The 15214-nt window shown below is 71.9% G+C and carries 13 protein-coding genes; 3 read left to right on the top strand and 10 right to left on the bottom strand.

The window, feature by feature from the left end; translation table 11 throughout:
- Positions 1–2 precede the first annotated feature (2 nt).
- Both ACFY3J_RS18665 and ACFY3J_RS18660 read right to left on the bottom strand, forming a co-directional pair.
- Positions 3–209, bottom strand: a complete 207-nt coding sequence (locus tag ACFY3J_RS18665; RefSeq protein ID WP_390841283.1) for a hypothetical protein — start codon at positions 207–209, stop codon at positions 3–5.
- 95 nt (positions 210–304) lie between these two features.
- Positions 305–1159, bottom strand: coding sequence for an EamA family transporter (locus ACFY3J_RS18660; RefSeq protein WP_384178960.1), 855 nt, complete (start codon positions 1157–1159; stop codon positions 305–307).
- Between the two features lie 128 nt (positions 1160–1287).
- Between ACFY3J_RS18660 and ACFY3J_RS18655 the strand changes: the two genes are divergently transcribed.
- Positions 1288–2115 carry a MurR/RpiR family transcriptional regulator gene (locus tag ACFY3J_RS18655; protein ID WP_384178958.1) on the top strand — a complete coding sequence of 276 codons (828 nt, stop codon included), beginning with the start codon at positions 1288–1290 and terminating at the stop codon, positions 2113–2115.
- Positions 2116–2232: 117 nt separating this feature from the next.
- On the opposite strand, the gene ACFY3J_RS18650 is transcribed toward ACFY3J_RS18655, so the two are convergent.
- From ACFY3J_RS18650 to ACFY3J_RS18640, 3 genes are all read right to left on the bottom strand, one after another.
- Entirely contained in the window at positions 2233–2772 is a 540-nt protein-coding gene (locus tag ACFY3J_RS18650) for a YbaK/EbsC family protein (protein WP_390841282.1), read from the bottom strand.
- 143 nt (positions 2773–2915) lie between these two features.
- Entirely contained in the window at positions 2916–5132 is a 2217-nt protein-coding gene (locus ACFY3J_RS18645) for an MMPL family transporter (protein ID WP_390841281.1), read from the bottom strand.
- 105 nt (positions 5133–5237) lie between these two features.
- Entirely contained in the window at positions 5238–5837 is a 600-nt protein-coding gene (locus ACFY3J_RS18640) for a TetR/AcrR family transcriptional regulator (RefSeq protein ID WP_384178952.1), read from the bottom strand.
- 155 nt (positions 5838–5992) lie between these two features.
- On the opposite strand from ACFY3J_RS18640, the gene ACFY3J_RS18635 reads away from it, so the two are divergent.
- Positions 5993–9457, top strand: coding sequence for a S41 family peptidase (locus ACFY3J_RS18635; RefSeq protein ID WP_390841280.1), 3465 nt, complete (start codon positions 5993–5995; stop codon positions 9455–9457).
- 244 nt (positions 9458–9701) lie between these two features.
- Here the strand turns inward: ACFY3J_RS18635 and ACFY3J_RS18630 are convergent, their stop codons facing one another.
- The 4 genes from ACFY3J_RS18630 to ACFY3J_RS18615 form a co-directional block, all read right to left on the bottom strand.
- On the bottom strand, positions 9702–9902 hold the full coding sequence (locus tag ACFY3J_RS18630) for a hypothetical protein (RefSeq protein ID WP_390841279.1): 201 nt from the start codon (positions 9900–9902) through the stop codon (positions 9702–9704).
- A 95-nt stretch (positions 9903–9997) separates the two neighbouring features.
- A complete protein-coding gene (locus ACFY3J_RS18625; protein ID WP_384178946.1) occupies positions 9998–10891 on the bottom strand; it encodes an SDR family oxidoreductase in 894 nt (297 codons plus the stop codon).
- Positions 10888–11952, bottom strand: coding sequence for an alpha/beta fold hydrolase (locus ACFY3J_RS18620; protein ID WP_390841330.1), 1065 nt, complete (start codon positions 11950–11952; stop codon positions 10888–10890). Before ACFY3J_RS18620 ends, ACFY3J_RS18625 begins: the two co-directional genes overlap by 4 nt.
- 23 nt (positions 11953–11975) lie before the next feature.
- Positions 11976–13535 (bottom strand): flavin-containing monooxygenase, encoded by a 1560-nt coding sequence (locus tag ACFY3J_RS18615; protein ID WP_384178944.1) that lies wholly within the window; start codon positions 13533–13535, stop codon positions 11976–11978.
- 204 nt (positions 13536–13739) lie between these two features.
- On the opposite strand from ACFY3J_RS18615, the gene ACFY3J_RS18610 reads away from it, so the two are divergent.
- Entirely contained in the window at positions 13740–14360 is a 621-nt protein-coding gene (locus ACFY3J_RS18610) for a MerR family transcriptional regulator (protein ID WP_141366551.1), read from the top strand.
- 6 nt (positions 14361–14366) lie between these two features.
- Here ACFY3J_RS18610 and ACFY3J_RS18605 read toward each other — a convergent pair whose 3' ends face one another.
- On the bottom strand, positions 14367–15170 hold the full coding sequence (locus ACFY3J_RS18605; RefSeq protein WP_384178942.1) for an exodeoxyribonuclease III: 804 nt from the start codon (positions 15168–15170) through the stop codon (positions 14367–14369).
- Positions 15171–15214 lie beyond the last annotated feature (44 nt).

The raw sequence follows: 15214 nt of genomic DNA, 5'->3' as shown, positions 1-15214 counted from the left end.
GGTCACCTCCGGAACACCTGCTTCCAGGGTGCTCCTCGGCGGCCGCCCGCGCACCCAAGGAGCCCGCGCCAGCCGGTGTGCAGCATCAGTCCGATGCCGACGACCAGCAGCCCGGCAGCCGCGACGCGCGGCGCCCCGAAACGCTCCTTGAAGAACACGGCGCCGATCGCGGCGCCCACGATGATCGAGACCACAGCCGGTGCGGTCAAGGAGTGCAGATCTCGCAGATTCCCAGCTCCCGAGGCCCTGCCCCAGCTCCCCATGCGGCTTCTCAGCGCACAGCCAGGCTCGTCGGCCCGGACGTTCAAGCATGCGCGAGTTGGAGCACGGCGATGCCAGCCACCACGGTGACGCTCGCGGCCAGCCGTCGGCCGCCCAGTCGCTCACGGAAGACCACGGCACCGAGCAGCGCGGCGATGACAATGCTGGTCTCGCGGAGTGCGGCGATGGACGCCAGGTCGCCGTGAGCCTGCGCCCATACCACCAGTCCGTACGCGGTCAGTGAGAGCAACCCACCGGTCAGTCCGCGCATGGGGGCGCCGCGCAGCCGGGATGACAGTCCCCGCCCGCCCAGCACGAGGGCGCCTGCGCAGAAGAGCACGCCCTGCAGCAGGAAACTCCAGGCTATGTAGCCGAAGACGCTGTCCGAGCGCCGTACGCCCGTGCCGTCGACGATTGTGTATGAGGCGATCATGATGCCGGTGCCGAGGGCAGCCGCCAGTGCCGGCAACTGGGCGCGGTCCGGCAAGCCGTCCGCCAGAGCGAGGGCAACCAGCCCGGCGGAAATGATCAGGACGCCGGTGAGTTCGGGCGCTGACAGCTCCTGGCCGAGAACGGTCACCGAGAGGACGGCGACCAGCATGGGTGCGACGCCGCGCGCCACCGGGTACATCTGGCCGAAGTCACCGAGTCTGTACGCCTGGAGCAGCAGCGTCTGATAGGTGACCTGGAGCACGGCCGACGCCGCGATGAATGGCCAGGCGGCAGAGCCGGGGAGCGGGGTGAAACAGACCCAGATCGCGCCGACGCCGACGAAGGCGAGGTTGATCAGCGTGAAGCCCGCGAGCTTGTTCGGCATCGCGTGCGCCAGTGCGTTCCACACGGCGTGCAGCACCGCTGCGGCCAGCACCACTACGGGCACGGCAGTGCCTGCTTGCATGAACACATCCATGAGCGTCGACCGTTCCAGAAGCTGAAGCGGTAGGGAATTGAATTCCGCACTATGCTACTCACATGGAACAAGATTCCCCGATCGGGAGTGCTTCTGGGGCCGCACGGGCCGTTGACGTGCAGAATCTCGCTGCCCACGTACGCGCCCGGCTGCCGCAACTGCGCGACGCGGAGGCCAGAGTCGCTCAGGTCCTGCTCGATCAGGGACCCGAACTGGTCCGGCTGAGCGTCAGTGACGTCGCCGCGATGGCGCACACGGCGCCCTCCTCCGTGATCCGCGCCTGTCAGCGGCTGGGCTTCCGCGGCTATCAGGAGGTGAAGATCACGGCGGCCAGGGAAGCGCCCCGGCCCACCACACCGGAAGGCGCCGATCCCACCTCCCGCGCGTTGGCCGACACCGTGCAAGCGGCACGCGAGGCCCTGGACGGGCTGTCCGCGACCGTCTCCCCCGACCACCTGCGCACCGCCGCCGAGGCGCTGCACCGCGCGAGCCGGATCCTGGTCGTCGGCGCGGGCCTGTCCGCCGCCGTGGCCACCGACGCGGCCTACCGCCTCAGAGCCCTGGGTTGCGCCGTCGACGCCCCCACCGACCCGCTCACCGCCGAGGTGGCCGCCTCGCTGCTTCCGGCGGACGCCGTCTGCCTGGCCGTCAGCCACACCGGCGCCACCCGCACCACCGTGGACGCCGCCCGACGGGCCCACGCGCGCGGAGCCACCGTCATCTCGCTCACCAGCTACGCCCGTTCACCGCTGACCGAGACCAGCCAGTGCACGCTGCTTGCCGGCGGCCAGGACCTCACCCTCGGCCTCGAAGCCGTCGCAGGCCGCCTCGCTCATCTCGTCGTGGTTGACGCACTGGCCCTCACCCTCCTGGCCCTGCGCGGTTCGGACGCCCAACAGGCCCTGGCCCGCTCCACAGAGGTCACCGCGGCTCACGCGTACTGACCTTGCGAATCCGCCGCGCTCATGCACCGGTGAGAGCTGCTTGTGCCGACGTCCGTGCCGACGTGCTCCAGGCGTGCGTGACCGCGGCGAGCAGGACGGCCGCGGTCACCGCCGGCGTCACGAGGTGCGCTCGCGCACGTCCACGAGGACGCCCCCGGCCTGGGCGACCAGCGCCCCGGGTGCCATGGGGAAGACGGTGTACGGGGTTCCGGCGGCCGCCCAGATGACGTCGTGGTCCAGCAGGGACCGGTCGGCGAGCACGCGGGTCCGGGTCCGGTGCCCGAAGGGGGGTACGCCGCCGATGGCGTACCCGGTCGCCTCGCGCACGACGTCCGCCTTGGCCCGCGTGACCTTCTCGGCGCCCAGCTCCTCCCGGACACGCTCGACATCCACCCGCGAGGCACCGTCCATGAGCACCAGCACCGGCTCCCCTTCCCCAAGCTCTCGACTGCGCTCGAGCAGGGGGGACCCCCAGGCCGTGAAGATCAGCGACTTGCAGATCTGGCTCAGCTCGCAGCCGACGGCCGCCGCGGCCTCGGCGGCGGTCCTGGTCGCCTCGGGAAACCTGCGAACCTCGGGGATCAGCTCGTCGAGCCCCAGCTCGCGCAGGGCGTCGGCGAAACGGGGGTGGGCTCCTGACTCGGATGTCGTCGTCATGGAACGGCAGGCTAGCTGCCGGTCACAGACATCACGAAAGATTTCCCACGTGATGGACGAGGCTGCCGAGACGGCAGAGGCCGGTGAGGGTGCGCCGTCCCCACGGCACCCTCACCGGCCGGTCCCTCCGGCGAGCTACGAGCTCACACCTGTACGAGTTCCCGCCGCTCGTCCGGATCGGCGTGCCGCGGCTGCTCGGTGCGCAGGGCCGTGCCCTCCACGTCCACGTCGGGCAGGGCGCGCTCAAGCCAGCCGGGCAGCCACCAGGCCCGCCGGCCCAGCAGGGCCAGTACGGCGGGCACGATCGCCATGCGCACGATGAACGCGTCGAAGAACACCGCGATCGCCAGCCCGAAGCCGATCATCTTGACCATCGACTCGCTGGAGCCGATGAAGCCGGAGAAGACGGCGATCATGATGACCGCGGCGGCCGTCACCACCCGTGCGCCGTGCCGGAACCCGGTCACCACGGCCTGGCCCGGCTTCTCCCCGTGGACGTACGCCTCGCGCATCCGGGTGACGAGGAACACCTCGTAGTCCATCGCGAGGCCGAAGACGACGCCCACCATGAAGATCGGCATCATCGACATCACCGGGCCGGTCTCCTCCACGTTCATCAGGCCCGACAGCCAGCCCCACTGGAAGACCGCGACCACCGCGCCGAGCGCCGCCAGCACCGACAGCAGGAAGCCGAGCGCCGCCTTGAGCGGGACCAGGACCGAGCGGAAGACCACGATCAGCAGCAGGAAGGCCAGGCCGACGACCAGCGCCAGATACGGCAGCAGCGCGTCGTTGAGCTTCTGCGAGACGTCGATGTTCATCGCCGTGGAGCCGGTGACCAGGACTTTCGCGTCGGTCTTCGCCTCGATGTCGCCGCCAGCTCCACGGATGGCGTGCACCAGGTCCTCGGTGGCGGTGGAGGACGGCTTGGAGTCGGGGACGACGGTCACGGTCGCGGTGTCGCCGGCCTCGTTGGGCTGCGCCTCCGTCACCGTCACGACGTTCTTGAGGCCCCTGATCTCGTCCGTGACCTTGGTGAAGGAACCCTTGGGGTCGGCGCTGTCCTTGGCGTCGACCACGACCATCAGCGGACCGTTGAAGCCGGGTCCGAAGCCCTCCGAGAGCAGGTCGTAGGCGCGGCGCTGAGTGGTGGAGACGGGCTGGGAGCCGTCGTCCGGCAGGCCCAGTTCGAGGGAGGCGGCCGGGATCGCGGCGGCGCCCAGGCCGAGCACGCCGAGCAGCAGCACGGCGACCGGGCGGCGGACGACGAAGCTCGCCCAGCGGGTGCCCATGTTGGGCCGGCCGGGCTGCCGCTCGGGGCGCCCGCGGCGGAGCAGACCGCTCGTCGCGCCGGCCGGCTTGACCTTGCGGCCCGCGTAGCCCAGCAGGGCCGGGATCATCGTCAGCGCGATGAGGACGGCGATGACGACCGTGCCGGCCGCGGCCAGGCCCATCTTCGTCAGCATCGGGATGTTGACCACGGACAGGCCCACCAGGGCGATCACGACCGTCAGCCCGGCGAAGACCACCGCGGAGCCCGCCGTGCCGACGGCCCGTCCGGCCGCCTCCTCGCGCTCGTGGCCCTCGGCGAGTTCGGTCCGGTAGCGGGAGACGATGAACAGGGCGTAGTCGATGCCGACCGCGAGGCCGATCATCGTGGCCAGGATGGAGGTGGTGGAGCCCAGGTCCAGGGTGTGGGCGAGGGCGGCGATCGTCGAGACTCCGATGCCGACGCCGACGAGCGCGGTCAGCAGCGGCAGTCCGGCCGCGAGGAGCGAGCCGAAGGTGATGACGAGGACGACGGCCGCGACCGCGATGCCGACGACCTCGCTCGCGCCGGTCTGCGGCACGGTCTGGAGGGCGTCGCCGCCGATCTCCACGGTCAGCCCGGCGTCCCGCGCGTGCTGCGCGGCCTCGTTCAGGGCGGTGCGGGAGGAGTCCTCCAGCTCCATGCCGGAGACCTTGTACCGCACCGACGCGTAGGCGATCGTGCCGTCCTGGCTGACGGCCCTTCCGGTGTAGGGGTCGGCGACGGAGGCGACCTCGGAGCCGCGGGACAGGTCCTCGACCGTCTTCTCGACGGTCGCCTTGTTCCCGGCGTCCGTCATCTTCTCGCCGCTCGGCGCCTTGAACACCACGCGGGCGGTGGCCCCGTCGGCGCTCGCCCCCGGGAAGCGCTGTTCCAGCAGGTCGAAGGCCTTCTGCGCCTCGGTGCCCGGGATGGAGAAGGAGGTGTTTCCGGCCGCCGGCGCGGAGACGGCGCCGACGCCCGCCAGGGTCAGCAGTGCCAGCCAGATCAGGGCGACGAAGTGCCGTCGCCGGAAGGCGAGGCGGCCGAGTCTGTAGAGGAACGTGGCCACGTTGACGTACTCCCGGTCATGTCGTGGAGGTTGGTTGTGGGCAGGGGTGATCAGCCCGACGACGTGAGCGGTGACGTCAGAGGGTGGGCTTGCTGGGGAGAGGTGTCAGGAGGTCGGTACGCCGAGGGCGGGGAGGACCACGGCGTCGATGTACGAACGCAGGAAGGCCTGGGTCGGCGGCTGGGCCTCGATGAGCGCCCGGACGACGAAGCCGCCGGCCAGCATGTGCACCACGAAGTCCAGCGCCGGGCAGTCCGCCCGGATCTCGCCCCGGTCGACGGCGCGTTGCAGCAGTGCGCGGAACTCGGCCATCTCCGGTTCGATGAGCTGCTCCCGGAAGGCCTCTCTGAGGTCCGGGTTGGTGTGCATCGCCATGGCCAGGGCCCGCATCAGGGCGGAGTTCTGCTCCATGACGCAGTCGTCCTCGCGGGCGACGAGGGCGTGCAGGTCGGTGCGGAGCGTTCCGGTGTCGATCGCGTCGAGCCGCACCGGCTTGCCGTGCCGCATGGCCCCTACGACGAGCTCGGCCTTCCCGCCCCACTGGCGGTAGAGGGTGGCCTTGCTGGACCGGGTGCGGGCGGCGACGGCGTCCATGGTGAGGGAGTCGTAGCCGACCTCGCGGAGCAGGTCGAGCACCGCGGCGTACAGCTCCGCCTCACGCTCGGGCGTGAGGCGGCTGCGGCGCCCGGTCGCGACCTCGGCCATGTCTGCCGCCTTCCCGCTTGGAACGACACCGTTTCGTACACGAAGAATGTAGCGCACCCCCCGAACGAAACGAAACCGTTTCGTACGTGTGCTGGGTCACGACTGTCGGTTCCGCATAAGTTGCTGCGGCCCATACCCGGGCAAAGCATGGGAAGGTGAGTTATCTGCGCCTGCCGCACCTCAGCGGCGACCTGCTGTGCTTCGTGGCCGAGGACGACCTCTGGCTGGCGCCGCTCGACGGAGCGGGCCGTGCCTGGCGCCTCACGGTGGACCGCACGAAGGTCGGCCCTCCCCGCTTCTCGCCCGACGGGCGGCACATCGCGTACACGAGCTGGCGCAGTCTGGTGCCCGAGATCCACCTGGTCGCGGTGGACGGAGGGCCGGCCCGGCAGCTGACCTACTGGGGCAGCACCGACACCCGGGTGTGCGGATGGGCACCGCCCGACGAACACGGCCGCACCGACATCCTCGCCGTCACCTCCCACGGCGAGCCGTTCTCCTACTTCACCTGGGCCTACAAGGTCGGCACCGACGGCTCCCCCGGCCGCAAGCTGCCCTGGGGGCCGGTCTCCGACCTCCAGGTCGCCGACGTGGAAGGCGGCCACAAGACCCTGCTGCTGACCGGGACGCCGCCGCACGAACCGGCCTCCTGGAAGCGGTACCGGGGCGGTGCGACGGGCCGGCTGTGGCTGCACGGGCAGCGGCTGCTCTCCGGCATCGGCGGGCATCTGGCCTGCCCGATGTTCGTCGGCGGCCGGATCGCCTTCCTCTCCGACCACGAGGGCGTCGGCAACCTCTACTCCTGCGCCCCCGACGGCTCCGACCTGCGCCGGCACACGGACCACGACGCCTTCTACGCCCGGCACGCCTCCAGCGACGGCACGCGGGTGGTGTACCAGTGCGCGGGCGACCTGTGGATCGTGGACGACCTGTCCGCGGGCTCGGTCCCGCGCCGGCTGGAGGTGCGGCCGAGCGGGCCGCAGGCGGGTCGCCGCCGCTACCAGGTGCCGGCCGCCCAGCACGTCGACGGCATCTCCGTCGACGAGACGGGCCGGGCCAGCGCGGTCGTCGTACGCGGCTCCCTGCACTGGCTGACCCACCGCGACGGCCCCGCCCGCACTCTCATCGACACGCCCGGCGTACGCATCCGGCTGCCGGAGATGCTCGGCGGGACCGGCCAGGTCGCCTACGTCACCGACGCGGACGGCGAGGACGCCGTCGAGATCACCCACCTCCCCCGGGCCAGCGGCACCCGCCCGCTGCGCCGGCTCGCCTCCGGCCGCCTCGGCCGTGTCCTGGAGATGGCCTCCGACCCCGCCGGCGAACGCCTGGCCCTCGCCTCCCACGACGGCCGCCTGCTGCTGCTCGACGTGAGCGACGTGAGCGACGTGAGCGAGGGGGAGGCGGCGGAGGGGACGGAGGCGGTCGCGGGCGCCTCGCCGAACGGGGAGACCTCCGCCGGCCCGGATACCGCCGAGGGTCCCGCGGACGCCCGCGCGCCCACCGCGACCGGTGCGGCCGGTGCGGCCGGTGCGGCCGGTGCGGCCGGTGCGCCGGAGGGTCCCGCCGCCACGGCCGCGGACACCGACGCGACGGACGGATCGGCCGACCGTCTCACCGAGTTGGTGCGGTCCGTGAACGGGCCTGTAAGGGACCTGGCGTTCTCGCCCGACGGGGCGTGGCTGACCTGGTCGCACCCCGGGGTCGGGCGTTCGCTGCGGCAGATCAGGATGGCGCGGATCCAGGACCGGCTGATCGTCGACGTCACCAACGGCCGCTTCGAGGACGAGAACCCGGTGTTCACCCGGGACGGCCGGTATCTGGCCTTCCTGTCCTGGCGCGGCTTCGACCCGGTGTACGACGTGCACACCGGCGACCTGTCCTTCCCGCTCGGCTGCAAGCCGTACCTCGTTCCCTTGTCCTCCGCGACCCCGTCCCCCTTCGCGCTGAACCCCGAGGGACGGCCGGCGGCCGGCGGTCTGGACCCCGTCGAGGACGAGGAGACCGGCGAGTCCGGGGCGGTGACCGTGGAGGTCGAGGGCCTGGCGAACCGGGTCACTCCGTTCCCGGTCATCGCCTCCAAGTACTCGGCGCTGCACCCGGTCGCCGGCGGCGGCCTGGTCTGGCTGCGCTGGCCGATCTCCGGCGCCCTGGGCGAGACGTTCGTCAACCCGGACGACACCACCGGCCGGCCGACGCTGGAGCACTTCAACATCAGTAAGGCCAAGAAGTACGAACTCGTCGGCCATTTGGACTGGTTCGCGGTGAGCGGCGACGGCACGCGGCTGGTCGTCGTCGACGAGAGCGAGCTGCGCGCGGTGCCGTCCACGGAGATCGGCGACAGCGACACGACGACCTGGATCGATCTGCGCAGGATCCTGCACGTGGTCGACCCGGCCGCCGAGTGGCGCCAGTCGTACGAGGAGGCGGGCCGGCTGATCCGCGCCTACTTCTGGGAGCCGGACATGTGCGGCCTCGACTGGGACGCGGTGCTCGCGCAGTACCGCCCGCTGGTCGAACGCGTCGCGTCCCCGGACGAGTTCGCCGACCTGCTGCGCGAGGTCCTCGGCGAACTGGGCACCTCCCACGCCTACGTCTCCCCCGCCCGCCGCAACGAGGGCCCCGCGCACTACCAGCGCCTTCAGGGGCTGCTCGGCGCCAACCTGACGTGCCGTGACGGCCGTTGGGTCGTCCGGCGGATCCTGCCCGGCGACTCCTCCGACTCCAAGGCACGCTCCCCGCTGGCCGGCACGGGCATCCGCGAGGGCGCGGTGCTCACCCACGTCGACGGGCGTCCGGTGGATCCGGTGACGGGCCCCTACCCGCTGCTCGCGGGGACGGGCGGCACGACGGTGGAGCTGACGTTCTCCCCCGCGGAGGGGCACGGACCGCCGCGCCGGGTCGCCGTCGTGCCGCTGGTCGACGAGCGCCCGCTGCGCTATCAGGACTGGGTGGCCAAACGCCGGGCCGTGGTACGGGAGTTGAGCGGCGGCCGATGCGGCTACCTGCACATCCCCGACATGGGCGGCTCCGGCTGGGCGCAGTTCAACCGGGACCTGCGCATGGAGGTGTCCCGGCCCGCGCTGATCGTCGACGTCCGCGGCAACGCGGGCGGCCACATCAGCGAGTTGGTCATCGAGAAGCTGACCCGCACCATCCTCGGCTGGGACCTGACCCGCAACGCCCAGCCGGTGTCGTACACCTCCGACGCGCCCCGCGGGCCCGTCGTGGCCCTCGCCGACGAGGCGACCTCGTCCGACGGCGACATGATCACGGCCGCCTTCAAACTGCTCAAGCTGGGGCCCGTGGTCGGCCAGCGCACCTGGGGCGGGGTGGTCGGTATGACCGGCCGGCACCGCCTCGGCGACGGCACGGTGATCACGGTGCCGATGAACGCGGCCTGGTTCGACGCCTACGGCTGGTCCGTCGAGAACCACGGCGTCACCCCCGACGTGGAGAGCCTGCGCACCCCCCTGGACTGGGCCGAGGGCCGCCATGTCGAGATGGACGACGCGATCGAACTGGCCCTGGAACTCCTGGCCGCCAACCCGGCGGCGATCCCGCCGGACTACCGCGACGTGCCCGACCGTTCGCGGCCGAATCTGCCTCCGCGCCGCTGAGCGCGGGTACTTGAGCGACCGGACCCACGCTTTTGGCATCACGCGCTCGGACTTGAGCGACCGGCCCCACGCTGTCCGTCTCACGCGGCCGGACTTGCACCCTGCCGAGCAGCCGGACTTGCGCACCGCCGAGCGGCCCGTTCCTGCCACCCCGGTACGGACATGGGGTGCCCCGGCATCCGGGACACCCCACACCGTCACGGCCGAGGCCGAGCGCAGCAACAACGCTGACTACAGGCCCTGGTTAGCGGTCGTAGTCCTGGTTGAGGCGGTCTTCCATCTCGTCCGGCGTGTCGTGGGTGTCGTGACGCCCACGCTCGCGCGGCTGGGACGGGCGCTGCCCGGCCTTCTCGCGGCCCTCGCCGGGGCGCTCGCCGGGACGCTGGCGGCCCTGCTGCTGCCGCTGCTGCTCGGACGGGTTCTGGTACTTGTCCTTCATACCCATGCTGTTCACTCCCGTGTGGGTGAGTGGGATCCCCAAGTGGGCTAGGGGATCGGCCTCGACCAGATTCACACGGGCGGTGACCCTGCGCATGTCGATCAGTGACGTTGCGTAGTGGGTGCGGATCGGTGCCGCTCGTCGGCCGCGCCACCCGCTCCGACCAGCCCGGTCCGCACCCCCGACAGCCGGTCCGCGAAGCGCCGTACCTCGCGCTGCCCCACGGTGCCCACGACACCCGGCAGCCACCCGCGCACGCCCTGCATCCCGCGCAGCCACCACTGCCCGTACACATGGGCGGCGCGCCGCTCGATCCCGGCCACGATCCGGTCCACCGCCGGCCCCAGCGGATAGGTCCGGCCGGCCGGCCACGGCAGCCGCTGCCTCAACTCCCGCATGACGGCGTCCTGATCGGCCCCGCGCACCATGTCGGTGTCGGTCCACGACAGGTAGGCGACGCCCACCCGCACGCCCCGGTGGCCGACTTCGGCCCGCAGGCTGTGCGCGTACGCCTCCACACCGGACTTGGAGGCGCAGTACGCCGTCATCATCGGCGCCGGGGTGATGGCGGCGAGCGAGGCGATCTGGAGCAGGTAGCCGCGGCTCGCGGTGAGCGCCGGCAGGAACGCCCGCCCGGTGACCGCCGATCCGATGAGGTTGACCTCGATCACCCGCCGCCAGGAGTCGGGATCGGAGTCGGCGAACGGACCGCCGCTCGCCACACCCGCGTTGGCGACCACGATGTCGACCCTGCCGAACCGCTCCTCGACCTCCGCCGCGACCCGGGCCATCGCCTCGTGGTCGGTGACGTCGGCATGCCAGTGGGCGCTCTCGCCGTGCAGCCGCTTGCCGACTTGTTCGAGCAGGTCCGGCTCCAGGCCGACCAGCGCGATCTTCGCGCCCCGCGCGGACAGTTTGCGGGCGAGCAGCTCGCCGACGCCCCGCGCGGCCCCCGTGACGACCGCGACCTGCCCCTCCAGGCTCACCCTGCTCATGCGCCCTCCCTGGTCCCCGTGTCGTCGTGCTGCTCGTGTGCCCTTCCACGGCCGGTGACTTGGCCGAGGACGTGACCGGTGGCCTGGTCGGGTACGTGACCGGTGGCCTGACTGGGCACATGGCCGGGTACATGGCCGGTCAGCCGACCGGGTACGTGACCGGTGACGAGTTCCCGGATCTTCCCGGTGACCAGCCCGGGTGCCTCCACCGGCGTCATGTGACCGAGCCCCGGAAACTCGGTCAGGCCCAGGCAGTCGGGCAGCGCGGCGGCCAGCGCCCGCGCGTGCCCCGGCGGGGTCAGCCGGTCGGCCGTGCCCGCGACGACCGCCACCGGCACCGTCAACTGCCGTACGTGGTCGTCGAGATCGAGCCGGTCCAGCACCTGCGACCAGGCATGGCGCACCCGGCGCGGACAGGCGTGCACGATCCGTGCGCACGCCTCGACCATGTGCGGCGCCGAACCGGGGCCCATCGTGGCGTACTTGAGGATCCGCCGGGCGAGCGGAGTGACCGGCCCGAGCGGCGTCCGGGAGCCCAGGACGCGCCGGGTCAGCCAGGTGCGCGGCAGGCCGGCCCGGATCGGTATGACGCTCGACCGGGCGACCAGTCGTGAACTGCCCGTGCTGCACAGCAGAACGGCCGCCGCGTGCTCCTGGAAGCCGGGCCGGCGGGCCGCGGCCATCACCGTCATCCCGCCCATCGAGTGGCCCGCGATCACCGCCTTCTCACCGGGCGCGAGCGTCGCCGCGAGCACGGCTTCGAGGTCGTCGGCGAGCACGTCGGTGCCGTATCTCCGGCTCGCCGGGCTGCGTCCGTGGCCGCGCTGGTCGTAGGCGATGACGCGGTGGTCGGCGGCCAAATCCCGGATCTGCGCGGCCCAGAAGGCGGTGGAGCAGGTCCAGCCGTGGGCGAGGACGACGGCCGGGGCAGCGGGGTCGTCCACCGGCCCGTGCACCTCGACGTGCAGCCGGGCCCCGTCGGCGGAGACGGCGGTGAGTTCACGGGCCGGGACGGGAGGGGCGTACGGATCCGGGGCAGCGTGGTCTTCCGGGCGGCCCACGGCCGACCGGCGGGCGGGACGGCTCACGCGTCCACCTCCACGGGCCGCCGCGCGGGGGCCCGACCGGCCGCGCCCTGGGACCCGGGTGCCCGGAGGACCTGGTACTCCGCGAGATCCACCCGCCGTGTGGCCTGCCGGAACTCGGTGGTCGTACCGGGCCAGACGGTGGTGTTGCGGCCGTTGGCGTCCAGGTACCAGCTGGTGCAGCCGCCGGTGTTCCACACCGTGCGCTTCATGCGCTCCTGCACCTTGCGGTTCCACGCGTTCACGGCGCTGGGCCGGGCGTCGAGGGCGGCCCGGCCGCCGAGGACGCGCAGTTGGCGCAGGTAGTCGGCCAGGTAGTTCAGCTGGGACTCGATCACCAGGATCATCGAGGAGTTCCCGAGGCCGGTGTTGGGGCCGATGATCGTCATCCAGTTCGGGAAGCCGGCCGCGGACGCCCCGCGCAGCGCGGCCATGCCGTCCTTCCAGCTCTCGGCGAGCGTACGGCCGTCCACGCCCACGACCCGCTCGGCGATCGGCATGTCGGTGACGTGGAAGCCGGTGCCGAAGACGATCACGTCCACCTCGGCCTCGGTGCCGTCGGCGGCGACGACGGTCGATCCGCGGACCTCGCTCAGTCCGCTGGCGACGACGTCCACGTTGTCCCGCGCGAGTGCCGGATAGTACGTGCTGGACAGCAGTATCCGCTTGCAGCCGATGCGGTAGTCGGGGGTGAGCTTGGCCCGCAGCTCCGGGTCCTTGATGGCGCGGGACATGTTGAGCTCGGCCAGCCGCTCCACGAAACCGAGTTGGCCCGGATGCCTGGTGAACGCCTGGACCTGCAACTCCCGGATGCCCCAGAGCAGTCCGCGGCGCAGTTGCGCGGTCAGCGGCAGCGCGCGGTGCATCCGCCGTTCGGCGCCGCTGATCTCGCGGTCGACGCGGGGCATCACCCACGGCGGGGTGCGCTGGAAGAGGGTGAGCCGGGCGACCTCGGGCTGGATGGACGGCACGATCTGGATCGCGGAGGCTCCGGTGCCGACCACGGCGACCCGCTTGCCCGCGAGGTCGTGGTCGTGGTCCCAGCGGGCGGAGTGGAAGACCTTGCCGGGGAAGGAGTCGAGCCCCGGTATGTCCGGGACCTTCGGTTCGGACAGCGGCCCGGTCGCACTGACCACGACGTCGGCCGACAGGTTCCCGCTCGTGGTCTCGATGTCCCAGCGCAGCTTCTCGGCGTCCCAGGTCGTCCTCGTGACCTCGGAGTGGAAGCGCAGGTGCGGGCGGAGGCCGAAGACGTCCGTGACGTGTTCCAGGTAGGCGCGGATGTGCTCCTGCCCGGAGAAGGTGCGCGGCCAGTCGGGGTTGGGCGCGAACGAGAACGAGTACAGGTGCGAGGGCACGTCGCAGGCGCATCCCGGGTAGCTGTTGTCACGCCAGGTGCCGCCGACGCTGCCGGCCCGCTCCAGCACGACGAAGTCGGTGATCCCCTCCCGGCGCAGCCGCACTGCGGCGCCCAGTCCGCCGAAGCCGGACCCGATCACCGCCACCCGCACATGCCGGTCCTCGTGCCCGTGCCCATGCTCGTGTTCGTGCTCGGCCATTGAGCGCCCCTCCCATGACTCGCGTACAGCGACCCGCGTGCAGCCTTCAGCAACTCTGCCAGTGAACACTGGCGCAATGGGGAGAGTAGAGGAGGTCCGTACCGATCGGTAGGGGGCGGCAGAGGAAAAGTTACCGCCGGTACAACATAGGCTGCTCCCGTGGCAGGAGAAGGTGGAGCACGCGGCGGCCGACGCGAGTACCGCATGGAGGAGCTGGCCCGGCTGGCCGGTATCACCGTGCGCACCCTGCGCTTCTACCGCGAGCGCAAACTGATCCCGCCACCGCGCCGCGAGGGCCGTATCGCCTGGTACGACGACCACCACCTGGCCCGCCTGCGCACGATCTCGGCACTGCTGGAACGCGGTCACACGCTGAGCGGCATCGCCGAACTGGCCGAGGCCTTCGAGCACGGCCGCGACGTCGGCGATCTGCTGGGTCTCGGGGCCCCCACCGAGGAGACCCCGGTCCGCCTGACCCCCGAGGAACTCGCCGACCACTTCGCGGGCGAGGTCACCGCCGAGAACCTGGCCGCCGCCATGGAACTCGGCTACCTGGGCACCGACGGCGACGAGATCGTCCACATCAGCCGCCGTCTGCTGGACGTGTCCGCCGCCCTGGTCCGCGAGGGCATCCCGCTCGCCGAAGTCCTCGAAGCCGGCCGCCGCGTCCGCGAACACGCCGACGCCCTCGCCGAACTCTTCACCGCCCTGATCCTGCGTCACGGCCCCGAGGACGACCTGAAGCGGCTGCGGCCGCTGGCCAAGAGTGTGGTGGAGGCGGAAGTGTCGATGGCCCTGGACCGGCGGCTGCGCAAACAGCCGTAGCGGCGACTAGAGGTCGTACACGACCGTCACCGGGGCGTGGTCCGACCAGCGCTCGGCGTGCGTGGCCGCCCGCTCTACGTACCCCTTGACGGCCTTGGCCGCGAGCCCGGGCGTGGCCACGTGCAGGTCGATCCGCCATCCCGTGTCGTTGTCGAAGGCCCGCCCCCGGTAGGACCACCAGGTGTACGGCCCCTCGCCGTCCGGGTGCAGTTCGCGCACGACGTCGGCGTACCCGCCGGCCTCGGGGGCGAAGACCGTGCTCAGCCACTCCCGTTCCTCCGGGAGGAAGCCGGAGTTCTTGGTGTTGCCGCGCCAGTTCTTGAGGTCGGCCTGCCGGTGGGCGATGTTCCAGTCGCCGCAGACGAGCACCTCGCGGCCGTCGGCGGCGGCCCGCTCACGCAACTCCTTGAGATGGGCGAGGAACTCGTCCATGAACCGGACCTTCTCGTCCTGCCGCTCGGTGCCGACCTCGCCGGAGGGCAGGTAGAGGCTGGCGACCGTGACGCCGGGCAGGTCGGCCTCGACGTAGCGCCCGCTGCCGTCGAACTCGGCCGATCCGAACCCGACCCGGACCCGGTCGGGTTCGCGGCGGGTGTAGAGGGAGACGCCGGCGCGGCCCTTGGCGGCGGCCGGCGCGTGCACGACGTGCCAGCCGTCCGGCGTGCGGACGTGCTCCGGCAACTGGTGCGGCTCGGCACGCACCTCCTGGAGGCACAACACGTCGGCCCCGGTCCCCGCGAGCCACTCCACGAAGCCCTTCTTGGCGGCGGCGCGCAGTCCATTCACATTGACGGAGGTCACAGTCAGCACCCGGGCACCCTACCGGCACACTGGACGAGGTCTTCCTGGAGGCC

Origin of the sequence: Streptomyces sp. NPDC001231 (assembly GCF_042896885.1) — a bacterium.
In the GTDB taxonomy this organism is placed as follows: domain Bacteria; phylum Actinomycetota; class Actinomycetes; order Streptomycetales; family Streptomycetaceae; genus Streptomyces.
The sequence above is the reverse complement of the archived record's forward strand: the minus strand, read 5'-3'. Positions and strand labels throughout refer to the sequence as shown.